Annotated in this window: 19 protein-coding genes and 5 pseudogenes; 17 read left to right on the plus strand and 7 right to left on the minus strand. The window is 67.0% G+C overall.

The window, feature by feature from the left end; all coding sequences use genetic code 11:
- Positions 1 to 157: 157 nt before the first annotated feature.
- The 3 genes and pseudogenes from AC0VX0_RS08090 to AC0VX0_RS08100 form a co-directional block, all read left to right on the plus strand.
- Positions 158 to 851, plus strand: a pseudogene (locus AC0VX0_RS08090) (IS5 family transposase); the annotation flags it as partial.
- Positions 852 to 986: 135 nt separating this feature from the next.
- Positions 987 to 1,397 (plus strand): FAD-dependent oxidoreductase, encoded by a 411-nt coding sequence (locus AC0VX0_RS08095; protein ID WP_070708869.1) that lies wholly within the window; start codon positions 987 to 989, stop codon positions 1,395 to 1,397.
- 224 nt (positions 1,398 to 1,621) lie between these two features.
- On the plus strand, positions 1,622 to 2,704 hold the full coding sequence (locus tag AC0VX0_RS08100) for an L-dopachrome tautomerase-related protein (RefSeq protein ID WP_475451505.1): 1,083 nt from the start codon (positions 1,622 to 1,624) through the stop codon (positions 2,702 to 2,704).
- Positions 2,705 to 2,878: 174 nt separating this feature from the next.
- Here the strand turns inward: AC0VX0_RS08100 and AC0VX0_RS08105 are convergent, their stop codons facing one another.
- Entirely contained in the window at positions 2,879 to 3,289 is a 411-nt protein-coding gene (locus AC0VX0_RS08105; RefSeq protein WP_002855901.1) for a four-helix bundle copper-binding protein, read from the minus strand.
- 284 nt (positions 3,290 to 3,573) lie between these two features.
- On the opposite strand from AC0VX0_RS08105, the gene AC0VX0_RS08110 reads away from it, so the two are divergent.
- The 6 genes and pseudogenes from AC0VX0_RS08110 to AC0VX0_RS08135 all read left to right on the plus strand — a co-directional run.
- Positions 3,574 to 4,584, plus strand: a complete 1,011-nt coding sequence (locus tag AC0VX0_RS08110) for an IS481 family transposase (protein ID WP_119217898.1) — start codon at positions 3,574 to 3,576, stop codon at positions 4,582 to 4,584.
- 339 nt (positions 4,585 to 4,923) lie between these two features.
- The gene (locus AC0VX0_RS08115; protein WP_256365920.1) at positions 4,924 to 5,298 is read left to right on the plus strand and encodes an NlpC/P60 family protein; all 375 of its coding nucleotides are present in this window, start codon (positions 4,924 to 4,926) and stop codon (positions 5,296 to 5,298) included.
- A pseudogene (locus AC0VX0_RS08120) lies at positions 5,297 to 5,500 on the plus strand (C40 family peptidase); the annotation flags it as partial. The gene AC0VX0_RS08115 and the pseudogene AC0VX0_RS08120, both read left to right, overlap by 2 nt.
- 494 nt (positions 5,501 to 5,994) lie before the next feature.
- Positions 5,995 to 7,398, plus strand: coding sequence for a GntP family permease (locus AC0VX0_RS08125; protein WP_396729171.1), 1,404 nt, complete (start codon positions 5,995 to 5,997; stop codon positions 7,396 to 7,398).
- A gap of 29 nt (positions 7,399 to 7,427) precedes the next feature.
- A complete protein-coding gene (locus tag AC0VX0_RS08130; RefSeq protein ID WP_052001283.1) occupies positions 7,428 to 8,582 on the plus strand; it encodes a glycerate kinase family protein in 1,155 nt (384 codons plus the stop codon).
- 1 nt (position 8,583) lies between these two features.
- Positions 8,584 to 8,960, plus strand: a pseudogene (locus AC0VX0_RS08135) (protein kinase family protein); the annotation flags it as partial.
- A 120-nt stretch (positions 8,961 to 9,080) separates the two neighbouring features.
- On the opposite strand, the pseudogene AC0VX0_RS08140 reads toward AC0VX0_RS08135, so the two are convergent.
- Positions 9,081 to 9,317 (minus strand): annotated as a pseudogene (locus tag AC0VX0_RS08140) (antirestriction protein ArdA); the annotation flags it as partial.
- On the minus strand, positions 9,314 to 9,526 hold the full coding sequence (locus AC0VX0_RS08145) for an antirestriction protein ArdA (RefSeq protein ID WP_052001236.1): 213 nt from the start codon (positions 9,524 to 9,526) through the stop codon (positions 9,314 to 9,316). The gene AC0VX0_RS08145 and the pseudogene AC0VX0_RS08140, both read right to left, overlap by 4 nt.
- 226 nt (positions 9,527 to 9,752) lie before the next feature.
- Between AC0VX0_RS08145 and AC0VX0_RS08150 the strand changes: the two genes are divergently transcribed.
- The 4 genes from AC0VX0_RS08150 to AC0VX0_RS08165 are packed head-to-tail and all read left to right on the plus strand — an operon-like array spanning position 9,753 to position 16,412.
- Complete coding sequence (locus AC0VX0_RS08150; protein ID WP_036340367.1) at positions 9,753 to 11,318, plus strand: class I SAM-dependent DNA methyltransferase; 1,566 nt, start codon at positions 9,753 to 9,755, stop codon at positions 11,316 to 11,318.
- A complete protein-coding gene (locus AC0VX0_RS08155; RefSeq protein ID WP_078025883.1) occupies positions 11,315 to 12,478 on the plus strand; it encodes a restriction endonuclease subunit S in 1,164 nt (387 codons plus the stop codon). The genes AC0VX0_RS08150 and AC0VX0_RS08155 overlap by 4 nt, the downstream gene beginning before the upstream one ends.
- Positions 12,475 to 13,281, plus strand: coding sequence for an abortive infection family protein (locus tag AC0VX0_RS08160; RefSeq protein WP_078025884.1), 807 nt, complete (start codon positions 12,475 to 12,477; stop codon positions 13,279 to 13,281). Before AC0VX0_RS08155 ends, AC0VX0_RS08160 begins: the two co-directional genes overlap by 4 nt.
- Complete coding sequence (locus tag AC0VX0_RS08165; protein ID WP_145015303.1) at positions 13,278 to 16,412, plus strand: type I restriction endonuclease subunit R; 3,135 nt, start codon at positions 13,278 to 13,280, stop codon at positions 16,410 to 16,412. The genes AC0VX0_RS08160 and AC0VX0_RS08165 overlap by 4 nt, the downstream gene beginning before the upstream one ends.
- A 550-nt stretch (positions 16,413 to 16,962) precedes the next feature.
- On the opposite strand, the gene ychF is transcribed toward AC0VX0_RS08165, so the two are convergent.
- Positions 16,963 to 18,048 (minus strand): redox-regulated ATPase YchF, encoded by a 1,086-nt coding sequence (ychF, locus tag AC0VX0_RS08170; RefSeq protein ID WP_036340374.1) that lies wholly within the window; start codon positions 18,046 to 18,048, stop codon positions 16,963 to 16,965.
- A 399-nt stretch (positions 18,049 to 18,447) separates the two neighbouring features.
- Between ychF and AC0VX0_RS08175 the strand changes: the two are divergent.
- Positions 18,448 to 18,900 (plus strand): annotated as a pseudogene (locus AC0VX0_RS08175) (GMC oxidoreductase); the annotation flags it as partial.
- A gap of 109 nt (positions 18,901 to 19,009) precedes the next feature.
- Here AC0VX0_RS08175 and AC0VX0_RS08180 read toward each other — a convergent pair.
- The 3 genes from AC0VX0_RS08180 to AC0VX0_RS08190 form a co-directional block, all read right to left on the minus strand.
- Complete coding sequence (locus AC0VX0_RS08180) at positions 19,010 to 19,471, minus strand: Hsp20/alpha crystallin family protein (protein WP_036317045.1); 462 nt, start codon at positions 19,469 to 19,471, stop codon at positions 19,010 to 19,012.
- A gap of 150 nt (positions 19,472 to 19,621) precedes the next feature.
- Positions 19,622 to 20,173: a YdhK family protein gene (locus tag AC0VX0_RS08185; protein ID WP_020626858.1), complete on the minus strand. Its 552-nt coding sequence runs from the start codon at positions 20,171 to 20,173 to the stop codon at positions 19,622 to 19,624.
- Positions 20,170 to 20,736, minus strand: a complete 567-nt coding sequence (locus AC0VX0_RS08190; RefSeq protein WP_036340380.1) for an O-acetyl-ADP-ribose deacetylase — start codon at positions 20,734 to 20,736, stop codon at positions 20,170 to 20,172. Before AC0VX0_RS08190 ends, AC0VX0_RS08185 begins: the two co-directional genes overlap by 4 nt.
- A gap of 56 nt (positions 20,737 to 20,792) precedes the next feature.
- Between AC0VX0_RS08190 and AC0VX0_RS08195 the strand changes: the two genes are divergently transcribed.
- The 3 genes from AC0VX0_RS08195 to AC0VX0_RS08205 all read left to right on the plus strand — a co-directional run bounded on the left by AC0VX0_RS08195 (position 20,793) and on the right by AC0VX0_RS08205 (position 24,383).
- Complete coding sequence (locus AC0VX0_RS08195) at positions 20,793 to 21,230, plus strand: hypothetical protein (protein ID WP_044658983.1); 438 nt, start codon at positions 20,793 to 20,795, stop codon at positions 21,228 to 21,230.
- A 65-nt stretch (positions 21,231 to 21,295) separates the two neighbouring features.
- On the plus strand, positions 21,296 to 22,555 hold the full coding sequence (locus AC0VX0_RS08200; RefSeq protein ID WP_136940217.1) for a DNA recombination protein RmuC: 1,260 nt from the start codon (positions 21,296 to 21,298) through the stop codon (positions 22,553 to 22,555).
- 127 nt (positions 22,556 to 22,682) lie between these two features.
- Positions 22,683 to 24,383, plus strand: a complete 1,701-nt coding sequence (locus AC0VX0_RS08205; RefSeq protein ID WP_129867342.1) for an SLC13 family permease — start codon at positions 22,683 to 22,685, stop codon at positions 24,381 to 24,383.
- Positions 24,384 to 24,431: the final 48 nt, after the last annotated feature.

The raw sequence follows: 24,431 nt of genomic DNA on the forward strand, positions 1-24,431 counted from the left end.
GCCCCCGCCGGCTCACGACGCGGCGGGCAACGAGCAACGCGGGCAAACCAGATGGCCAGCACCGGGCAGTTCCCGTGGCCATCACTGGGCAGTCCTCATGGCCGTCAGCGGGTCATTCCCTGGCCACCTATGGGCAGCTTTTCATGGTCGCTTACACTACGCCGCGGATGGGACCTGGGATCGGGTGCTGACCCACGTGCTGGCCGAGGCCGATGCGGCCGGGATGATTGACTGGGCCGTCTCGGTCGATGCGACCATCGCCCGGGCCCATCAGCACGCCACGAACACCACTCGTCCGGACCAGGACACAGGGGGCCGGGGCGAATCACAAGAAACTGCCGCTGGATGAGGTTGAGCCGCCCGGGCACGGCATCGGGCGTTCCCGCGGCGGGCTGACGACCAAGATTCACCACGCCGTCGATGGCCGCGGCCGGCCGCTGGCCGCGATCGTCACCGGCGGGCAGCGCAACGACGAGGCCGTGCTGGCGCAGGTGCTGGCCGAAATCCAGATTCCCCGACTCGGCGCCGGCGCCGCCCGAGCCCGCCCGGAGGCGGTGATCGCCGACCGGGCCTATGCCACCGGAGTGATTCGCAACGAGCTGCGCCGCCGCCGAATCACCGCGGTAATTCCGGAGAAACGGGACCAGATCGCGGCCCGAGCCCGTCGCGGCAGCCGCGGCGGGCGGCCGCCGGCCTTCGACGCCCAGGCCTACCGCGGGCGCAACGTCGTGGAACGCCACTTCGCCCTAGCCAAGCAATGGCGCGGCTTGGCCACTCGTTACGACAAGCTAGCGATCACCTACCGCGCCGCCGTCACCCTCTGCGCCATCTTCACCTGGCTACGCGCATAAGGGAGACACGCCCTAGCCCAGAGAGGAAGGGGTCGCTGTGCGCGGTGACTGCGGGCTTACACAGCCCGCTGACGTCGTGGCAGCGGCCCTTCTCCTGCGGCGTATCGCTCATCACCAACAGATCGAGGAACCGCGATGACAGGAACTGACGACGGCGTTGCCACGACGCGTTCACCCGAGGTAGCAGCGATCGGGGGTGGGATCGTTGGTCTGTCGACGGCGTACGCGCTGCGGGAGCAGGGCGTGCCGGTGCGTTTGTACGAGGCTGGTCTGCCCGGGACGGGTCAGTCCGGAGGCGAGTCGCGGATCTTCCGACATGCCCACGACGACCCGCGACTCGTTGCTTTCGCGTGCGAAAGCCGCGGCGTCTGGGATGAGTGGGCCGAACACTTCAACGTCGGGCTGGTCTCATCAGACGGTGTCCTGGCGATCGGAGACAGCGCCCTGGCGCGGCTGCGGGTGCTCAACCAGGTCGGCGGCGTGGAAGCGCACGAGATCGACGCGGTCGCGGTCACCCTGCTCAGCGCCGTGGCCCGGACCAGCTGACCGGCGCACCACTCCCCTTACGTGACTTGGACGGGGGCTCTCCATGCACCGGGGTCCTGGGCACCGCACACCGCAACCCACTGGGACTGCCGGGCAGAACTGGTCCTGCCCGAAGGCTCCCGCCCCGGCGGCCGAGAACCCGGTGTACCGTTCCGAGCACGAGCCCGACTGACAGGAGCGATGTGATGGAGAATCGATCGGAAGGCCTGCCCGCGGAGCAGCCGGTGGGCGAGCTGGAGGAAGTGGCCCATTTCCACGGCGCCATGCTCACCGGCGTCACGGTCTCGCACCGGGGGCGGATCTTCGTCAATTACCCGAAGTGGGGCGATGACGTCGCCTTCACGGTGGCCGAAATTCGCGACGGCGAGGCGGTGGCCTACCCGAACGAGGCCATCAATCGCACCGATTCCGACGACCTGGTGAACACCCTGGTCTCGGTGCAGAGCGTGGTGGTGGACCCTGCCGATCGGCTGTGGATCCTGGACACCGGAAGCCCGCTATTCAAGCCCACGACCTACGGCGGGCCCAAGCTCGTCTGCGTCGACCTGACCAGCGACACAGTGGTCAAGACCATCCTGTTCCCCCAGGATGTCGCGTTGCCCACCAGCTACCTCAACGACGTGCGCTTCGACCTGCGCCGCGGAGCCGAGGGCGTCGCCTACCTCACCGACTCCTCCGACCAGGGACCCAACGCGCTGGTGGTGGTGGACCTGGCCACCGGTCAGAGCTGGCGGCGGCTGCACGAGCACCCCTCCACGAAGGCCGAGCCGCTCACAGACTTCATGCCGGTTGTCGAGGGCCGCCCGATGGTCGCCCGCCAGGAGGACGGGACCGTGGCGCCGGCGATCGCGATGGGCGCGGACGGAATCGCCATCGGCGCCGACGGCGCCCGCCTCTACTACTGCCCGCTGGCATCCCGGCGGCTCTACAGTGTGGCTACCGACGCGCTGGTGGACCGAGCCCTGGATGAGGCGGCGGTGGCCGCGACCGTGCGTGATGAAGGCGACAAGGGCGGGGCCGGCGACGGCCTGGAGTCCGACGCACAGGGCAACGTGTATGCGACGAACTACGAGCACAACGCGGTGCTGCGGCGTCGGGTCGACACCGTCGGGGCGTGGGAGACCGTGGTCAGCGACCCTCGGTTGCTGTGGCCGGACACGCTCTCGGTCGCGGCCGACGGCTACCTCTACATCACCGCGAACCAGCTCCACCGCCAGGCCGACTACCGGCAGGGGCAGGATGAACGGGTCAAGCCCTACACCCTCTTCCGCACCCGCATCGACGCCCGACCCGTCCTGCTGCGCTGACCACAGCGGGACGGAACTGGATGCAGCCATGCACAAGTGAAGCGCCCTGTCTTTGACACGTCGAGTTCTCCTCCTGCGGGGATGTTCTTTTACCGCCGGGCCAGTCAGGGACAGCAGCACATGTTCCACGCCTGCTGGCCCTGACTGGCATTACGGCATGGGCCTGGACTGCGCTCAGCCCAGGGAGGCGAGCAACTCGGCGCAGGCCCGCTCGCAGCGCCGGCAAGCCTCAGCGCAGATCTTGCAGTGCTCGTGCATTTCAGCGTGGGAGGCGCACTCGTCCCCGCACGTCTTGCAGGCGGTCCGGCAGGCCTCCAGCAGGGCACGAGTGGTCTCGACGTTGTTGCCGGTCTGCCTGGACAGCACCGCCCCGGTGGTGGCGCAGATGTCGGCGCAATCCAAATTGAACCGGATGCACTGCCTCAGTTCTGCGACCATGTCCTCGGCCAGGCACGCGTCCGCGCAGGCCGTACAGGTCTGAGCGCACTCGAAACAGGCCTCGATGCACTCGGCCAGCTTCTGCCGGTCGATGTCCCCCAAGTCTTTCGGGTAGGTCTCCAGCATCGAGCTCACGTGATGGGTCATGGCTTACTCCTTCATCGGTGCGGTTCGGAAAACGAACCGGCTGGAACCGGCCCGCCATGCAACCGACCATAGACCCCCCGCCCGGCCCGGAAAAGGGGCTCAACTTTGAAGATTCCGTAAAGATCCCAGCCGGCCACGGGCTCCGCCCGAGCCGTTCGAGCGGGCGGCTAGGTGTTGTGGGTCATGAGGTTCTTGCCACGGGGTACGGGCTGAGATGAGACGAGCGGGCCTCTCCCGCAGGATGGAAGTTCCTACACCACCGACCTGCCCGAGAAGACCCACTCATGACTCACGCTAACGCACCCCTGACCCCCACCGGCCGTCTCAGGATGGTCCACCGCCACCTGCACGACGGGATCCCGCAGGCACACGTGGCCGCCGAGTTCCGGGTGAGCCGGCCCACGGTGGCCACCTGGGTCGCCCGCTACCGCGCCCAGGGAGAAGCCGGCCTTCAGGACCTGCCCAGCCGGCCGCACCGTTCACCTGCCCAGCTCGATCCGGTCCTGGTCGCCCAGATCCACGCCCTGCGGCGGGAGCGCAAATGGTCCGCCCGACGCATCCATCACCACCTCGTCTCCGAAGGCCACCAGCTGTGCCTGCGCACCGTGGGGAGGTGGATGCACCGACTCGGGATCTCCCGCCTACGGGACCTGACCCCGGCCGGAGAAGACCTGCGCCAACAGCCGGCCCAGAGGATCACCGCCCGCGGGCCGGGGCACATGGTGCACCTGGACGTGAAGAAAATCGGGCGCATCCCCGAGGGGGGCGGCTGGCGTGCTCACGGCCGGGACTCCGAGAACGCGCGAGCGGCCAAGCGCGGGCCTGGCCGACGGGTCGGGTACACCTACCTGCACTCGGCGATCGACGGGTACACCCGCCTGGCGTACACCGAGGCGTTGGAGGACGAGCGCGCGGTGACCACGATCGGGTTCTTCTGCCGGGCGCGGGCGTTCTTCGCCGCCCACGGCATCCGGATCGACAGGGTGGTCACGGACAACGGGAACAACTACCGGGCCGCGGACTTCACCCGGAAGGTGGTCTCGCTCGGAGGCCGGCACCACCGGATCCGCCCATACACCCCGCGCCATAACGGGAAGGTCGAACGGTACAACCGGCTGATGGTCGACGAGGTCCTCTACGCCCGCCCCTACACCTCAGAGCAAGCTCGGCGTGAGGCCCTGCAGGTGTGGGTGAACCACTACAACTACCATCGGCCTCATACCTCCTGCGGAGACGCCCCGCCGGCCTCGTTGGCCCCGGCACGAGTCAACAACGTCATGCCCTCCTACAGCTAGGCTCGAAATGACGGCCTTTCCGGGCCCGGCTCAACCCTGAATCGGCTCGGAACTTGGCACTCCGGCAAGTTGCGGCCAGATCACGAATCCGCATTGTTGCATAACGTTCTGGCCACGGACCATTTCGACTAAGTGATAACTTGCTCGACGCGGAATTAGGAGGCCGTGGAAAAAGTCCAGAAAATGTACGCCAATGTCTACCGAGGTAACCCATGTCCTACCCCCACCCGCCGTGCCCGCATCGAGGCTGAAGCACAAGCCCGCCGTTCCCAGTACCGCCGTTCCCTCACCATGGGTGCGATAGGCCTGACCACCGTGGTGGGAGCCACGGTGGCCGGCATGGGCCCGGCCGCAGCCAACGAGGGCGCCTACTCCGCGCCCAGCGGCTCCACTGCTAATTCCTGTACGTGGGAGGGCGGTACCGCCGCCGAGACGTCCCGCTCTTCCAGGGTTCACACGCACTCGTCCGCGACCAGCAGTGAGCCGGCCCAGGATATCCAGCGGGCCTCTTACTCCACCGCTTCCTCCAGTAGTACTGGTTGGGGGGCGGCCGTGCAGTGGGCTACGGCCAAGGCTGCCGATCCGGGCGTCGGTTACGTCTGGGGTGGAAATGGCCCGACCGGCTACGACTGCTCCGGCTTCATTCAGAACGCGTTCGCGCAGGCCGACATTGAGCTGCCTCTGAACTCCAAGGCCCAAGTATGCGGCCGCTAGCCAATACGTCTCCCTGGACGACCTCCAGGTCGGTGACCTGGTCTTCTGGTCCAACAACGGCTCGGCCTCCGGGATCTACCACGTGGCCATGTACATCGGCGACGGCCAGATCGCCCACGCCCGCAACCCGCAAATGGGCGTGGCCGTGACCGCTGTCGACTACAGCCCCTGGAACATGATGGGCACCACCGCCCGCTACTGAACGGCACGCCACCACCCCGGGACGGCCCCGCAAGACGAAAGCCTCGGGGCCGTTCGATCTCAGGAGACCTCAGCCACCGTGCCCACCCCGCTGTCCCGCTGACCGAACCCCCCACCGGACACGCCAGCAGCTCACGTGGACGAACGTTGACATCCCTTGGGCCGCGTCCCGTCGGCCCCGTCCGGTGGTCCTTCCGGTGATGGGGCGTCATATGACACAAGTCTGGATGGCTCCCCCTCCCCTGTTGTCGCTTGCAGACGATGGGGCAGCGCCAAGAGCGCTAATTTGCAGCAGGTATGGCGCGGATGCGTCGGTAGAGGGTGGCTCGGGACATGCCCTAGCCAAGCAATGGCGCGGCTTGGCCACTCGTTACGACAAGCTAGCGATCACCTACCGCGCCGCCGTCACCCTCTGCGCCATCTTCACCTGGCTACGCGCATAAGGGAGACACGCCCTAGTCTGGCTAGAATCCCCTGCCGCACAAAGGACTTCCGATGACTGGAATACCGTTTCTGCTCGTCTTCATCCTCGCCGTCGCCCTGATGATCGTCATGATCTCCAGATGGAAGATCCACCCCTTCCTCTCGATCATGGCCGTCGCCTTCGCCTTGGGGATCATCGGTGGGATACCGCTGGTGAAGTCGACCGGCGCCGAAGGGGAAGCGCCCGTCAAGGGCATCGCCGACGTGATCGGGGAGGGATTCTCCGGGATCTTCACCTCGATCGGCATCGTCATCATCCTGGGCACGCTCATCGGACTCATCTTGGAGCGCACCGGCGGCGCCTTCAGGATCGCCGATGCGCTCGTGAGGGTCGTCGGCAAGCGCTACCCCGTCCTGGCCATGCAGCTCATGGGCTGGGTGGTCTCCATCCCCGTGTTCTGCGACTCCGGATTCGTCATTCTCAACCCCATCCGCAAGGCCCTGGCCCGTCGTACCGGGGCGTCACCCGTGGCGATGACCGTGGCCCTGGCGGCAGGCCTGTACACCTCGCACGTCTTCATCCCGCCGACCCCGGGGCCCATCGCAGCGGCCCAGAACCTCGGCATCGGCGACCACCTTCTGTTGGTGATCGGCCTCGGCGTCCTCGTCTCGATCCCCGCACTCCTCGTCGCGTACCTGTACGCCCTCTACATCGGCAAGCGGGTGACCTCCCCTGAGGAGACCGGCACGGAGGATACGGATGAGCTGGAGGCGGCCTACGACGCGCTTCGCCGGTCCTACGGGCGGATGCCTGGGACCGCTGCGTCCTTCGCGCCCATCATCGCCCCCATCCTGCTCATGGCTCTCGGCTCGCTCGCATCCGTCCAGAAGTGGACCGGCCCCGCGGGTGACTTCGCCCGATTCCTCGGCACGCCGATGATCGCGCTCGCCGTCGGCACCCTCTGCGCAGTCGGCGTGCTGTTCAGCGTGCGCCGTGGCGAGACGTTCTACGACCTGACAGAGGAGACCCTCCGGGTCGTCGGCCCCATTCTGTTCATCACGGCGGCCGGCGGTGTGCTGGGGCGCGTCATCGCCGCCACCGACCTCGTCACCTTCATCGAGAGCAACGCTGCGCCGTTGTCGGTCATCGGACTGTTCTTCCCCTTCCTCGTCTCCGCCGTCCTGAAGACCGCGCAGGGCTCCTCCACCGTGGCCCTCACGACCACGTCGGCCATGGTCTTCCCGATGATGCCCGCACTGGGCTTCGAGACCCCGGTGGCCAGCGCGCTCGTGGTCATGGCCATTGCAGCCGGCGCCATGACCGTCTCCCACGCCAACGACTCGTACTTCTGGGTGGTCACCAACTTCAGCGGCATGACGCCCTCGCAGGGCTACCGCACCCAGACGATGGTCACGCTTCTGATGGGACTCACCTCCATCGTGTTCATCTGGCTCCTCGGCCTCGTCCTCGTCTGACCCCGTCACCTGACTCAGGAGATCCACGCGTGCAGCGCATCATCGTCATCCCAGACTCGTTCAAGGGGGCCCTGTCGTCGCGGGAGGCGGGCTCCGCGATCGCCGCGGGTCTCGCGTCGGTCACCGACGCCGAAGTTCTCGTGGTGCCCATCGCCTACGGCGGGGAAGGCACCGTCGAGGCCTTCGTGGCCGCCGCAGGGGGCGCCTTGCGATCCGCGACCGTCTGCGGGGTGTTCTACGGCGAACGCGTGCCCGTCCACTACGGACTGATCGACCCGGACGTGGCGGTGGTCGAGACAGCCTCATGTGCCGGGCTCCCTCTCGCCTCCGGACGCGAGGACACGGGACGGGCCACGACGTTCGGTGTCGGTGAGCAGATCCTCGACGCGGTGTCCGCTGGCGCGGGCAGAGTCATCGTCGGGGCAGGCGGGAGCGCCACGACGGACGGCGGCACGGGCGCTGCCGCAGCCCTCGGCGTCCGGTTCCTGGACGCCGCAGGTGAGGAGTTCGTCCCCACCGGCCACACCCTCACCCGGATTGCGCGGATCGACTCCAGCCCGGCACGAGACCGGCTCCGCGACGTCGACGTGGAGGTGATGTGCGACATCAGCAACCCCCTCACGGGATCGCAGGGTGCAGCCCACGTGTTCGGCCCCCAGAAGGGGGCGGATCCTGCATCAGTGGCGAGCCTGGACACCGGACTGGTCCATCTCGCGGGCATCGTCGAACGAGACCTCGGGGTCGCGATCGATGCGCTCCCCGGTTCGGGGGCGGCGGGAGGTCTGGCCGGTGGCCTGCACGCCTTCATCGGGGCCACCTTGAAGCCGGGCATCGACGTCGTCCTCGAGACGGCGGGTTTCCACGACCTCGTGAAGACCGCTGACCTCGTCATCACCGGGGAGGGGCGCATTGACGGTCAGTCCTTGGCCGGGAAAGTGCCGATCGGCGTGGCCCAGGCCGTGCGCGCAGCCGGTCGTGCGATCCCGGTGATCGTCCTCGCCGGCTCCGTGGGACAGGACACGGACACCCTCTACGACGAGGGCATCACCGCGATCGTGCCCATCGGCCGCGGGCCCCAGGACTTGGCGACAGCGATCCGTCGTACGGCAGAGGACCTGACCGCGACCGCCCGCGACGTCGGGCGGCTGGTGATGGCCTGCTCCCCCGCCGGGCTCAGACGTTGAGGAGGGTGAGGGCGGGCATCGGCTGACCCTGGCCCACGAGGACTCGGCGGCGCTACGCCGCATGGCGGTGTTCGACGTGATCCTCAGCAACGCCGACCGCAAGGGCGCCCATATCCTTACCGTGCCCGGCGGGCACCATCACGGGGTGGACCACGGGCTGACCTTCCATATGGAGGACAAGCTGCGCACCGTCCTGTGGGGATGGCTGGGCGAGAAGCTGACCGAGGAGAAGCGCGACGGCGTGGGGCAGGATATCGATGCACTTGAGGGTGGGATGGTTGGCGGCTTGCGGAGCTGCTCAGTGCCGAGGAGATCGGTGCCCTCGCCGAGCGTTCCGCCGGCTTGCTCGACGACGGCCCGTGCTCCGGGTCGCATTAGACCTGGCGCATGCTCATATCCCCTGCCATGACAAGCACGCGCTTGGCGATGCTCGGCACCCCCGACCGTGTAGTCGAACGCCAGGTCACGGGTCCGCATCGACCAGTCGAAGTACCAGGCGACATCGTCCGAGACTGCCGACAATAAGCCCGTGCCGTCGGCCAGCTCCTCCGCGTACTCGCGGAATGACGCACACTCGCCGCAGTAGCGGTCCTCGAAGTCCGGGATGCCCGGCAGGTCGCCCGTGCCCTCAGCCACGTAGTCACCGCTCCTCACCCACGCGCACAACGCCTCGCGCTGGTGCTCCGGGACTGATGCCAGCAAGCTGCCCCACTCGGCGGCTTCGTGCGGGCTCATCTCGCCGCGCACGGGCAGATTCTCGTGGTCGAAGCACCACAACTCCTTGCAACCGGCGCGGTACCGCCCGCGCCCCGGTGCACATGGGTCAGGGTGACCTCTTCGGCATCGACGGCGTCGAACCACTCCCCGACGAGGCCTCCGGAGTTGTAGCAGTGCAGGCAGCCGATCCACACGCGCGGCGTGTTGTCCAGGGTGTCCGTGTCCATGGGTCTCCTCCTCGGATCGAGGAGAGCGGCGAACGCGACAGGCAGTCAGGCTCTGATGGAATGACGCGCTTACGCCGCGTCAACCGCTCTCACGTCGACCCCCGGGCGCCGCTCCGCGGCGCGCCAGCTGCCTGGAGACCCTACGATGCCCGTGGTGCTCGGTATCCTGAGATGGAGCTGAAAATTGCAGACGAAGGCGCGTTTCTCGCGCGAAGGAGTACGAACTATGGCGAGACGGGCCGCGAAAGCGAAGCCGGCGAAAACGCTCGAACAGACACTGTGGGATGCCGCTGACAAGCTCAGGGGCAACCAGGAGCCCAGCGAGTACAAGCACGTCGTGCTGGGCCTGGTGTTCCTCAAATACGTCTCCGACCGGTTCGAGGAGCGCCGCGAGCAGCTCAAGGACGAGCTGGCCGCCGAGGGCATCAAGCCCGAGCGGATCGAGTCGTTCCTGGAGGATCGGGACGAGTACGCGAGTCAGAACGTCTTCTGGGTGCCGTCTCTCGCCCGGTGGGGATACGTGCAGTCGGTGGCCAAGCAGCCGGAGATCGGTCAGCAGATCGACCAAGCGATGGATCTCATCGAGAAGGAGAACCCGTCGCTTCGCGGCGTGCTGCCCCGTAACTATGGCCGTGATGGCCTCGACAAGCGACGCCTCGGTGAGCTGGTCGACCTCATCGGGTCGATCGGCTTTACTGAGACCGACGATCACGGCGCAGACGACGTGCTCGGTCGCGTGTACGAATACTTCCTTGGCCAGTTCGCAGGCAAGGAGACCGGCAAGGATGCGGGAGCCTTCTACACGCCTCGCTCCGTGGTCAAGACACTTGTCGAGATGCTGGAACCGTTCAAGGGTCGCGTGTACGACCCAGCTGCGGGCTCGGGCGGCATGTTCGTACAGTCGGCTGAGTTCGTGAAGGCTCACGGCGGCAAACGCACCGACATCTCGGTATATGGGCAGGAGTTCACCGATACGACATGGAAGCTCGCGAAGATGAACCTGGCTTTGCGTGGCGTCGAGGCGGACATGGGCTCGCATTCTGCGGACTCGTTCACAGAGGACCTTCACCTCGACCTGCGTGCTGACTACGTGATCGCGAACCCGCCTTTCAACGTCTCTGACTGGTGGGATGCGAAGCTCGCCGACGACCCCCGATGGAAGTACGGGACACCACCGAAGGGCAACGCGAACTTCGCATGGGTGCAACACTTCCTTCACCATCTTGCGCCTCACGGCACAGCAGGTTTCGTGCTCGCCAACGGGTCACTGTCCTCCAAGAGCAGTGGCGAGGGCGAGATCCGTCAGCGGCTCGTCGAGGCTGGCCTGGTCGACTGCATCGTCGCAATGCCAGACAAGCTCTTCTTTAACACAGGCATCCCCGTGTCGTTGTGGTTCATCTCCAAGGGGCGTGACGGCAATGGGCACCGCGCGCGCAAAGGTGAGGTGCTGTTTATAGACGCCCGCAAGCTCGGAGCTATGCAGTCGCGACGCCTGCGCGTGCTATCGGACGACGACATTGCGCAGATCGCGGACACCTACCACGAATGGCGCAACCACGACGGCTGCTATGAAGACGTCCCCGGTTTCGCGAAGTCGGCCACGATCGGGGAGATTGAGAAACACGAATTCGTCCTCACACCCGGCCGGTACGTCGGTGCAGCTGAGGCGGAAGTCGACGACGAACCGATCGATGAGAAGATTGAACGCCTCACGAACGAGCTGTTAGCGGAGTTCGAGCGTGGGCGCGAGCTGGAAAATGAGGTTCGACTGCGCATGGGATCGCTCTCGTGACCGCGCAGTGGATGGAAAGCGTGCTCGGGGAACTCTGTACATTCCAGGCAGGAGGAGCTTTTCCGAGACACGAGCAAGGACATTTGACCGGCGACCATCCGTTCATCAAGGTCAGCGATATGACTCTTCCTGCTAACAGCATACGGATCATTGAGGCAAATAACTGGGTGTCGGCTGAAACCGCGGCGCGAATGAAGTTGAAACTAACACCTCCCGGCGCCGTAGCATTCGCAAAAATTGGCGAGGGACTGAAGGCTGAGCGCCTGAGGCGGATCACGGTACCGACCGCGATGGACAACAACATGATGGCTGCCATACCCAAGCCCGCTGTTGTCGATAGCGGCTTCTTGATCTATCTGATCGAAAGTGTCCATATCGCGGAATGGGCTCAAGGGAGCGCGCTTCCATACCTGAGCCAAAAACTTCTCGCAGACATTCCGGTGCACGTCCCGTCCCTCCCGGAGCAACGCGCGATCGCTGCGACACTCGGCGCGTTCGACGACAAGATCGAGTCGAACCGACAAGCAATGGCCACTGGGGAATCTCTTATCCGCGCGGTTGTCGAATCTACGCTCGATGCCTCCGAGGGCGAGGACGGAACACTGGGCGATTATTGCGCACTGGTGAAGGCCCCAGTAGAAATAGACAAGATTGATCCCGATGACAACTATATTGGGCTTGAACACATGCCCAGAGGATCAATTTTCCTGACTGAATGGAAGAAAGCTAAGGGTCTTGGCAGTAATAAGACTGCCTTTAAGCGAGGGGACCTCCTCTTCGGTAAGCTTCGCCCGTACTTCAAGAAGGTGGGTATTGCGCCTATCGATGGCGTGTGCTCGACTGACATCTTGGTAGTCCGGCCGAAGAGTCCTCGCGACATTGCCTTGGTGACAGCCGTCGCAGCATCTGATGCATTGATCGATTCTTTGTCAGCCAGTTCTACTGGGACAAGAATGCCCCGTGCCTCTTGGAAAGACCTCGCGGCATGGCGAGTTCCGGTCCTGACCGCCACCGAACGAATCGAGCTATCAGCCCGTGTAGACCCGCTCGTTGAGCGTCTCACGCAGTTGACGTTCGAGTCTCATCGTCTTGTCGCTCTTCGCGACGCTCTCCTCCCCGAACTACTCTCAGGTGGTCTACGAGTTCCGGTGACGTCATGAAAACACCTGTCTTGAGCGCGACAGATATGCGCATCGTTGAACAAGTCCTCGACATGGGTGACGGTTACGTACTCGACTTCAGTAACCGCACCTTCGCGGATTTCTTTGCTGATCTGGATGTCGAGATCGAGCCAGAAGACTCCGGCCTCTCGAAGGCTAAGCGTTTACGTGCGTTCTTTCGCTCTGCTTCGACGTCAGAGTGCGCTCGTGTTCTACATGCACTTCTCGAATACAGAGGCGAGCAAGACGGAGACGATGAAAGTGCCTCGATCGATAAGTATCGCGCGATCGTCTCGCGACTGGAAGGCGTCGCCGTCCCGTTGAGTGCTGCGCCGGTCGCACCGGAAGTTCTCACGCTGGCGTATGTCCGAGAACTGTCCGACAAGGCGGAGCGTCGTCTCGCAGCCTCAGACCTCGAAGGGGCGATCACAGTGTCGCGCACCTTGGTTGAGGCGGTGTTGGAACAGCTGGAGATTCGTTTAACAGGCCAGAGCGGAAACTACGCCGGTGACCTCCAGCGACAGTACAAGGCAGTTGCGAAGATTCTTCGGATCGACGACAAGGATGACCAGGTCGACGAAGGGTTCAAGCAGATCGCACGCGGCCTGGTCCAGATCGTCAACGGTCTGGCAGCGATCCGGAACATGGCGAGTGACGGACACGCGCGTCACGTGCAGCCACAAGCGCGACATGCCCGGGTGGCTGTGAACTCAGCGAAGACCGTCGCGAGCTTCCTCGTCGAGGTCTATCTGGCGAAGCGCACTGGACCAACGTCGCCTGCCGCAGTGAGGAGTGGCGGATGAGCACCTTCAACGAGAACGTCGTCGAACTGGCCGCTCTAGAGCACTTCGCCGAGCTGGGCTACCGACGTGTGCACGCCCCTGAGATCGCGCCGGGAGAGCCTGACGCAGAGCGGGACTCGTACGAGGACGTCGTGCTGTGGGGGCGTCTGCGTGATGCGCTTCGGCGGATCAACACTAGCGCTGACGCCGCGCTGATCGCCGAGGCTGTGAAGACCGTGCAGCGTGCCGGGTCGCAGAGCGCTGTAGACGAGAACGCTCGCCTGCACAAGCTCATCACGGAGGGTGTACCTGTCGAGCATCGCGGCGACGATGGCCTGCTGCGCACAACACGCTTGTGGCTGGTGGACTTCGACGAGCCGGCGAATAACGACTGGGTGGCTGTCAACCAGTTCACGATCGTCGAGAACGGCAAGAACCGCCGCCCTGACGTGCTCGTGATGGTTAACGGGCTCCCGCTCGCGCTGTTGGAGCTGAAGAATCCGGCCGCTGGGCACGCGACGCTAAAGTCGGCGTGGAACCAGGTGCAGACGTACCGACACGACATCCCGTCGGTATTTGTGCCGAACGCGGTGACAGTGATCTCTGACGGAACGTCGGCGGCGATGAGCAGCTACTCGGGTGCGTTCGAGCACTACGCGCCGTGGAAGACCATCGAGGGTCGTGAGGTCGTCAGCAACCGGCCAGCACTTGAGGTTCTCATCAAGGGCGTGTTCGAGCCGAAGCGGTTCCTGGACCTACTGAAGAACTTCGTGGTGTTCAGTGACGAGACAGTCACCGACAAGTCGACAGGACAGCCCACGCGGGCGCTCTTGAAGCGTGTGGCGAAGTACCATCAGTACTGGGCGATCAACGCTGCCGTCGAGTCCACGGTGCAAGCGTCAAGCCCTGATGGGGACCGACGCGGCGGCGTGGTGTGGCACACCCAGGGCTCCGGCAAGAGCTTCGAGATGGTGTTCTACGCTGCAAAGATCATGCGCGACCCGCGCATGGCGAACCCGACGCTGGTGTTCATAACCGATCGCAACGATCTCGACGATCAGCTGTTCGGCGAGACTTTCGCCCCCGCGCGCATCCTGCCGGAGACGCCGGTGCAGGCAGCAACGCGCTCGGATCTGCGGGCCAAGCTGAAGCGCGCGTCGGGTGGGATCGTGTTCACCACCTTGCAGAAGTTCGCGCCGGGCGAGGACGGAGACGCCAACCCCGTGCTCACTGACCGTCGGAATGTCATCGTGATCGCCGACGAGGCGCACAGGAGTCAGTACGGATTCAGCGAGACGCTCGACCGCCACGGTCGACTCAAGTCCGGGCTGGCCAAGCACATGCGCGACGCGCTCCCCGGCGCGACGTACCTCGGTTTCACCGGCACTCCGATCGAGTCGAACGACAAATCCACAAGGGCTGTGTTCGGCGATTACGTGGACGTGTACGACCTCACAAGGGCAGTGGAGGATGGTGCGACTGTCCGGATCTTCTACGAGTCCAGGTTGGCAAAAATCGAGCTGTCGGAAGCGGACCTCGCTGCCTTGGACGACCTCGCCGATGAGATCACCGAGTCCGTCGAGAAAGACACCGCAACAGCTGCGAAGTCACGTTGGTCGCGGTTGGAAGCGGTCGTCGGAGCGGAGGCACGACTTGATCTCGTGGCCCGCGACATCGTGGAGCACTGGGAGAAGCGCCGCGAATCCCTGTTCGGCAAGGGCATGATCGTCACCATGAGTCGCCGGATCGCCGTGCGGCTGTACGAGAAGATCATCGCACTGCGACCCGACTGGCATTCGGATGATCCGGCGCAGGGCAAGATCAAGGTCGTCATGACCGGGTCCGCGTCTGATCCTGCTGAGTTCCAGCCGCACATCCACTCGAAGGACGTGCGCAAGGACCTCAAGCTGCGGGCGAAGAACGCGGACGACCCGCTGGAACTGGTCATCGTCCGGGACATGTGGCTGACCGGTTTCGATGCCCCGTCGATGCACACGATGTACGTCGACAAGACCATGCAGGGCGCGGGGCTCATGCAGGCCATCGCTCGGGTGAACAGAACGTTCCGTGACAAGCCCGGCGGGCTGATCGTCGACTACATCGGAGTGTTCGCGAACCTCCAGAACGCGCTGAGCGAATACTCGCCGTCCGACCGCGACCAGGCTGGCGTGCCCATCGACGAGATGGTCCAGGTGATGCTGGAGAAGCACGACATCGTGCGCGGACTCCTCCACGGAGTCCAGTTCGACTCTTCCCCGGAGCTGACAGCTGCCCAGCGGTTGAACGAGTACGCAAAGGTCCTCGACTTCGTCATGGCGGACCCAGACCGGACCTCGCGGTTCAATGACCAGGTGCTGGCTCTGGCGAAGGCGTTCGCGCTGGCGGGCGCGCGCGATGAGGCAGCCGCGATCCGGAACGATGTCCGACTATTCACGGACGTCCGAGCAGCGATCCTGAAGATCCAAAACCCCGACTCTGGCCGAGGCGGTTCGGGCGCAGTAGAGGTCGATACAGCACTCAGTCAGCTTCTCAACGAGGCGGTCACAGCTAATCAGGTAGTGGACGTGTACATGCTCGCTGGGATCGAGACGCCCGAGATCTCAATCCTCAGTGAGGAGTTCCTCGATTCGTTCGCGGAGAAGGACAGGCCGAACCTTCAGATGGGGCTGCTGCGGCGTCTCCTGAACGACCAGATCCGTACGGTGCAGCGAACGAACGTCGTCCAAGGGCGCAAGTACTCGGAGATGCTCGAAGAGACCGTGAACCGCTATACGAACCGGTCGTTGACGACCGCTGAGATCATCGCGGAATTGGTGAAACTTGCGAAGCAGATGCGCGACGCTCAGAAACGGCACGAGGAGCTCGGACTGCGCGAAGATGAGGTCGCTTTCTATGACGCGGTAGTGCAGAACGACTCTGCGGTGATGGAGCTGGGCGACGAGACACTCAAGGCGATCGCTCAAGAGCTCGTGACGTCTGTCAGGCAATCAGCAACGATCGACTGGAACCTGAAGGAGTCTGTGCTGGCTGCGATGCGCTCAAAGGTACGCCGCATCCTCGCCAAGTACGACTACCCGCCTGATGCGGAAGCTAAGGCAATCGAGCTGGTGATCGAGCAGGCGGAATTGTTTGCTCGCGGAGTGTCTGCGTAGGGGTGTGTAGATGTCGACAAAAGTGATGCTCGGCCGTTCACCCCGCAAGGGTACTGGAGGCGCGCCTGGAACTGATGCACGTAAAGGTGACATTCTTGGTCACACCGCGTAAGCGGGCATGGGGTCTAAAATCAGTTCGTCGATTGGCCACTGGTGCGGCTCATGCAGACTGATTTGCAGGGATACCGTGGGACAATCCCCGCATGAAAAGGTGGTGTGCCCCGCGCATGTGAAGGCCGTTGCCGAGGTGCCTCCAGCGCCCCGGGTTTCGTTCCGGGGTCAGGACGCAACGGGCGCTACGTTTAGGTCATGAGTGTAGGCCGATTAGCCCCGGTGGAGTGCGAGCTGATCATGAACCACATGACCGCTCACGCGGCATGACCGAGGGTGCCACATATACGTTACGTGCATACGTCCCACAGACGACGAAGCCCCCACCAGAACCAGCCAGTGAGGGCATCCACCGCTACGACACGACTGCCATAGGCTCGCCATAATTCTGCGTCATGCCACAGACTAACGGCGCCAAAAACCGCATGATTTCAACGAATCACACGTTGAACCGGAACTCCACCACGTCGCCGTCCTTCATGACGTAGTCCTTGCCCTCCATGCGCACCTTGCCGGCGGCTTTGGCATCGGCCATCGACCCGGCGGCGATCAGGTCATCAAAACTCACGATCTCCGCCTTGATGAAGCCACGCTGGAAGTCGGTGTGGATCACGCCGGCGGCCTCCGGAGCGGTCGCGCCGACGGGGATGGTCCACGCGCGCGTCTCCTTCGGCCCGGCCGTCAGGTAGGTCTGCAGGCCGAGGGTGGAGAAGCCCACGCGGGCCAGCTGGTCCAGCCCGGACTCGTCCTGCCCGGCCATCTCCAGCATCTCGGCGGCCTCCTCCTCGGAGAGCTCCACGAGGTCGGACTCGAGCTTGGCGTCCAGGAACACGGCGTCGGCGGGGGCCACCAGATCGCGCAGCTCCTGCTGCTTGGCCTCGTCCCCCAGCACACCCTCGTCCGAGTTGAACACGTAGATGAACGGCTTGGCGGTGAGCAGGCTCAGCTCGCGCAGCCGGTCCATGTCCAGCTTGTCCTTGTCCTTCGCCGCGAAGATCGTCTCGCCCCGCTCCAGCACCGCGAGCGCGGCCTTGAGCGCCTCGAGGTCGGCGGGCTCCTTCTTCTTGCCCTTGACCTCCTTCTCGACGCGCGGGATCGCCTTCTCCACGGTCTGCATGTCCGCGATGATCAGCTCGGTGTTGATGGTCTCCATGTCCGAGGCCGGGTCCACCTTGCCGTCCACGTGGACGACGTCGCCGTCGTCGAACGCGCGCACCACCTGGGCGATCGCGTGGGCCTCACGGATGTTGGCCAGGAACTGATTGCCCAGGCCCTCCCCCTCCGAGGCGCCCTTCACGATGCCGGCGATGTCCACGAAGGACACCGTGGCCGGCAGGATGCGCTCGGAGCCGAAGATCTCGGCCAGCTGGGGCAGCCGCTCGTCCGGCAGGTTCACCACGCCCACGTTCGGCTCGATCGTCGCGAACGGGTAGTTCGCCGCGAGCACGGTCTGGCGCGTCAGCGCGTTGAACAGGGTCGACTTGCCCACGTTGGGCAGTCCCACGAATCCGATAGTCAAAGCCACAGTCCGGCAGTCTACCGGCGGGCCCGCCGCGGCGGAGGCGTCCCGCACCGGCCCCGTTCCGTGGGCAGAACCGGCAGCCCCGCCCGCTCCGTGGGCAGAAAGCGCGCTCTCCCCTGTTCCGGGGGCAGAACCGGCAGGGTTTTCGCTTCCGGGGGCAGAAACCCTTGCTTTTCTGCCCACGGAACCCAGAGGCCCGGCGGCCACGGGGCCCGGCAGCCCCAGCCCCAGCCCGGCGTGCCCACGGAACCCAGAGACCCGCACCGCCCAGCACGCATCCCCGTCCAGATGACCGATCCGTAGGGTGGACGGGCCGCCCAGACCCCGTCGACAGTAAGCACACCCGTGTCTGCCGACCAGAGGACGACAGCCGAGACCGCAGGGCCGCCGGGCCCTCCCGACGCCAAGTCCCGCGGCACCGTGCGCCTGCGCTTCAACGACTACCGGGACAAGCCGGCCGTGGACCCGCGCTACTTCACCGACCCGGAGGGCCATGACATGGCCGTCGCGGTGGCCGGCATCCGACTGGCCCGGGAGATCGTCTCCCAGCCGGCCATGGCGGCGTGGGCGGGGCGCGAGCTGGCCCCGGGCGAGCAGGCGCAGACGGACGAGGAGATCGCCGACTACGTGCGCCGCACCCACAACACCGTGTACCACCCGGTGGGCTCGGTGCGCATGGGCGCCGACGACGACGCCATGAGCCCCCTGGACGCCCGCCTGCGCGTCAAGGGCGTGACGGGTCTGCGCGTGGCCGACGCCTCCGTGATGCCCGAGCACGTGACCGTGAACCCCAACATCACGTGCGTCATGATCGGTGAGAAGGCGGCGCAGCTGATCCTGGCCGATCGCGCCTGACCGCCACGCAGATGCGGCGGGCCCCCGGTGGGGGGCCCGCCGCATCTGCGTTCGGGGGACGGACCGCGCGCCGGTCACGCCGGCCGCGCGCGGCTCCGTCAGAGGCCGGTCACTCGCCGGTGGTCTCGGCGGTCTCGCCCTCCACGGTCTGCCCGGCCACGGGGGCAGCACCGCCGTGGGTGACGGAGATCTTGCGGGGCTTGGCCTGCTCCGCCACCGGGATGGTGAGGGTCAGGACGCCGTCGCTGTAGTCGGCCTGGATGCGGTCGAGGGCGAGGCCCTCGCCCAGGGTGAGCTGGCGGGCGAAGGTGCCGGCGGAACGCTCACGGGTGAGCCAGCGTCGGTCCTCGCGGGCCGGGTCCTCCTTGCGCTCGGCGCGGACGGTGAGGGTGCGCTCCTCCACGTCCACGTCGATGGAGGCCGGGTCGACGCCGGGCAGCTCGACCTCGGCGACGAAGACGTCGCCCTCGCGGTACAGGTTCATGGGCATGGACACGGTGCCGGTCGCGCGGGGCGTCAGACCGTTCACCAGGCGCTCCATCTCACGGAACGGATCGATAGGACGGGCCATGTCGGTTCACTCTCCTCGGGATTCGGGTGGGCGCCGCTGACACCGCGGCGTCTGACCACTACAACAGCACGCCCGGCGAGCCTATTCCAGAAATCTACGTGAAGTTCGATCAACTTCCAGGCGGGCGGTCAGGACCCTCCCGGCCCGGGGTCAGCCCGCCGAGGCGATCTCGCTCTCCACCACCCACTTGTGGTTCCTCATCCGCATGCCGTCGGACTCGTAGTCCACCATGTAGACGGTCTCATCCGTCGAGGAGTGCACCGTGCCCTCCGCACCCTGCATGCCCGGCATGTGGTCAGCCGCGAGGGTGACCGCCGCGCCGTCGGGCAGGCGTTCGGCGCCCGCGTCCTCCAGCTCCTCCTGGACGACCCACTTGTGGTCCGTCACCTCGGGCCCGCCCGTCGTCGGCCGGTAGTCCACGGAGTAGGCGGTGGTCTCGTACGCGCCCACGACGGTGGCGGCGGCCCCCTCCATCCCGGGCATGTGGTCCGCCATGAGGGTGACCTCGGTGCCCACGGGGTGGGCCGGGTCCGCGGCGGGCTCGATGCCCTCGGGGGCGGGGCCGCCGTCCATCGCGTGGCCCGCGTGCCCGCCGTGGGAGGACGACGTCGCCGCCTCTTCCCCTCCCGTCGCGCAGCCGGTGAGCGCGAGCAGACTCGCCGCAGTCACGGCGACGGTCCTGGTCCAGAAACGCATGGTCATCGTCCGGTGTCTCCTTCGTCATCGGTGGTCTGGGGGGCCTCGAGGTGCCCGAGCGCCGCACGGAACGCGGCCTCCGCCGTCTCGCCGTACGGCACGAACAGCACCTCGTCCACGGTGTCGCCCACCTCGTCCGCCATCGCGTGGCAGGTCTCGACGGCAATCCGCGCCGCGTCCTCCATGGGCCAGCCGTAGATCCCCGCGGAGATCGCCGGGAACGCGACCGTCCGGGCGCCGAGCCCGGCCGCCACCTTCAGGGACTCGCGGTAGCACGAGGCGAGGGTGTCGGACTTGTCGATCGTCTTGGCCCACACCGGGCCCACCGTGTGGATGACCCAGCGCGCGGGCAGGCGCCCCGCCGTCGTCGCCACGGCCTGGCCGGCGGGCAGCCCCTCCGGCAGGTCGGTCTCGCGCAGGCGGCGGCACTCGGCCAGGATCTCGGGACCGCCACGCCGGTGGATGGCGCCGTCCACGCCTCCGCCGCCGAGCAGGGTGGAGTTGGCGGCGTTGACGACGGCGTCCGCGTGCGTGGCCGTGATGTCCCCGGGGGCGATGGTGAGCTGCATGGGTTCACGCTAGGCGCGGGTGGGCGCCGTCGGACAGGGCCGGTAGCCTCGGCCCCATGAGCACCCCGACGCCCACCGGACCGACCCCCACGCCTCCCGGCGGCGAGCTGCTGCCGCTGATCAGCCTCGCGGTGGAGCACGTGTTCGACACGCTCGGCCGGCAGCCCGTGTTCGCCCCCACGATCCTCGCCGTCACCGCCGACGGCCAGCGCGGCATGTGGGAGCACCCGGACCTCGAGCCCGAGCAGGCGGCCGCCACGGTCGCGAAGATCAGCCCACGCCCCACGCGGGCGGTGGCGGTATTCGACGGCGAGATCGAGACGGCCGACGGGCCCCGCCCGGCCGTCGCGGTGGAGGCCTTCGACGCCGCCGCCCTGGCCTCGACCCGCATGGTCTTCCCCTATCTGCCCGGTGTGGCCGCGGCGGGCATCGCCGCCCGCGTCGACGGCGACCCGCAGGTCGTGGCCAACGGCCCCAACCCGCTCTTCGGCTGAGCCGCCCACCACGACGACGGCGCGCCGCGGCCTACCGTGTCCGTGCGGCCTGCGAGGGTGGGGTCATGGAGATCCTCAGCCTGCTGCTCGCCCTCATCCTCGGACTTGTGCTGGGTGCCCTGGTGGGCGCGTGGCTCATGTGGCGCCGGGCGGCCGGCGGCGGTGAGGAGGCCCGCCGGGCCCAGGCCGAGCTGGCCGCGCTGCGCACCGAGCACCAGGGGACGCGAGAGGAGCTCGCGGCCGCCCGGGCGGAGCAGCGCGCGCTCACGGCCGCGCGCGCCGAGGACGCCGAACGCCAACGCGCGGAGTCCCAGGTGATGTCCACGCTCGCCCCGCTGGGCCAGCGGCTGGCGGCGCTCCAGGAGCAGGTGAGCGTGCTGGAACGGGACCGGGCGTCCCAGTTCGGCCGGCTCGGGGAGCAGCTCCGCGCCGCCGCGGCCACGGACCGGGACCTGCTGAACCAGACCACGTCGCTCATGGCCACCCTCAAGTCCACCTCCGCGCGGGGCCACTGGGGCGAGGCGCAGCTGCGGCGGGTCGTCGAGGCGGCGGGCATGCTCCACCACGTGGACTTCACGGAGCAGGCCACGCTGTCCGGCAGGGACGGCGAGCGCCTCCGCCCGGACCTCGTGGTGTCCCTGCCCGGCGGCAAGGCCATGGCCGTGGACGCCAAGGCCCCCATCGGGGACGCGCTGGCCGCCGAGGCCCTCGCGGATGAGCCCGGCGAGGAGGCGTACGAGCGGCGTCAGGCGCTGGCCGCCCAGCACGCCGCGGCCGTGCGCCGCCACGTGGACCAGCTCTCCGCGAAGTCCTACTGGGCCGGCCTCGAGCACTCCCCCGAGCTGGTCCTGTGCTTCCTGCCCGCCGAGTCACTCCTGGCCGCGGCCCTGGACGCGGACCCCGGGCTGCTGGACCACGCGTTCTCCCGGAACGTCGCGCTCGTCGCCCCCGTCTCCCTCCTGACCGCCCTGAAGTCCGTGGCCTATGCCTGGCGGCAGGACACCCTGGCCGAGAACGCCCACACCGTGGTGGCCAGCGCGAAGGACCTCTACGAGCGCCTCGGCACGCTCGGCACCCACCTGGACCGCATGGGCGGATCCCTCAAGACCGCCGTGGACCGCTACAACCAGCTCGTCGGCAACGTCGAGTCGCGCGTGCTCCCCGCCGCCCGGCGCCTCCGCGACGCCGACCCGGGCCTGGCCCCCACGCCGGACATCCGCACGCTCGAGTCCGCGCCCCGGCCCCTGGCCGCCCCGGAACTGGTCGCGGGCGTGGAGGAGGACGAGCTGCGCCGTCGTCGGGCGGAGTCGGCGCGGGAGGCGTGAGCAGGGCCGGGCGGGTGGGCCGTCGCGGCCCCGACGTCGTCTTTCCGTGTCCCGGGCCACTTGCTACCGTGAAACTCACAGAGAATTGCCAGGCCGCGCCGAGGGCCTGACTTGATGAGGAGGCCCCGTGGAGTCCCGATCGACCCCCCCGCCGAGCAACGTCAACGAGCACGTCTCCCGCTTCAACCCCCGGGCGGCCGCCCAGGAGTTCGAACACGAGCTCTCCCCGGGCATGCGTGACGAGCCGCTGACCGGCGGCGAGAACGTCAAGCGCATCATCGGCCTCGTGGCCGGCCCCCTGCTCGCCGTCGCCCTGTTCCTGCTGATGCCGGGCGACCTCGGCGTCTGGCCCCGCCTCGTCGCCGCCACCGCCGTGCTCATGGCCGTGTGGTGGATGACCGAGGCCCTGCCCATCCCCGCCACCGCCCTGCTGCCGCTCGTGGTCTTCCCGCTCGGCGTGCCCGCCGAGGAGTCCGACGGCGGCATCACCTTCGACGCCGTCGGCGCGAGCTACGGCAACAACATCATCTTCCTGTTCATGGGCGGCTTCATGCTCGCCCTGGCCATGCAGCGCTGGAACCTGCACCGGCGCATCGCGCTCGGCGTCCTGACGTTCATGGGCGCCAGGACCGTGAACCTCGTCCTGGGCTTCATGATCGCCACCGGGTTCATCTCCATGTGGGTGTCCAACACCGCCACCGCCGTGATGATGCTCCCCATCGGCGTGTCCATCCTCGTGCTCGTCCAGCGCTACGGCACGGACGGCGCCCTGACCGGGGACGAGGCAGCGGACCAGGCCGACCGCCCCGCCGCGCCCGCATCCGCGCCCGGCGAGGCCCCCACGCAGGCCGAGATCCGCTCCCTGACGAAGACGAACTTCGGCACCGCGCTCATGCTCGGCATCGCCTACGCCGCGTCCATCGGCTCGCTCGGCACCATCATCGGCACCCCGCCCAACACCCTGCTCGCGGGCCACATGGCCGCCGAGCACGGCGTGGAGATCGGCTTCGGCCAGTGGATGCTGGTCGGCGTGCCGATCGCCGTCGTGCTGCTCTTCGCGTGCTGGTTCCTGCTCACCCGCGTGCTGTTCCGCCCCGAGATCGACGAGGTCCCCGGCGGCCGCGACCTGATCGCCACCGAGCTGGCCCGCCTCGGCCGCATGAGCGCCCCCGAGGCCAAGGTCCTCGCCGTCTTCATCCTCGCCGCGCTGGCCTGGATCACCGTGCCGCTGATCTCCGAGTACGTCCTGGGCCTGGAGTCCCCGCTGCTCTCGGACGCGGCCATCGCCATGGTCGTCGGACTCATCCTGTTCCTCCTGCCGGCCGGCGGCGGGGCCGGGCGCGGCGTGCGCCTGCTCGACTGGGAGGCCGCGAAGGAGCTGCCGTGGGGCGTGCTCCTGCTGTTCGGCGGCGGCCTGGCCCTGTCCGGTCAGTTCTCCAAGTCGGGCCTGTCCACGTGGCTCGGTGAGCAGGTCAAGGGCTTCGGCGACATCCCCGTGTGGGTGCTCGTGGTGATCGCCGCCGTCGGCATCCTGCTGCTGACCGAGATGACCTCGAACACGGCCACCGCGGCCACGTTCCTGCCGGTCGCCTCCGGCGTGGCCCTGGGCACCGGCGTCCCCCCGCTCATGCTGGCCGCGCCCGTCGCCCTCGCCGCGACCTGCGCGTTCATGCTGCCCGTGGCCACCCCGCCGAACGCCATCGCGTACGGCTCCGGCTACGTGACCATCGGCCAGATGGTGAAGGGCGGCGTGTGGCTGAACATCATCGCCGCCGTGCTCATCTCCATCGCGTCGATGACCCTGCTCGTCTGGGTCTTCGGGCTCTGAGTCCCTGACCACCCGCCGGCCCGGACACACCGAGGCCCGCAGACTCGC

It is taken from the genome of Micrococcus sp. iso_26, from assembly GCF_056172975.1.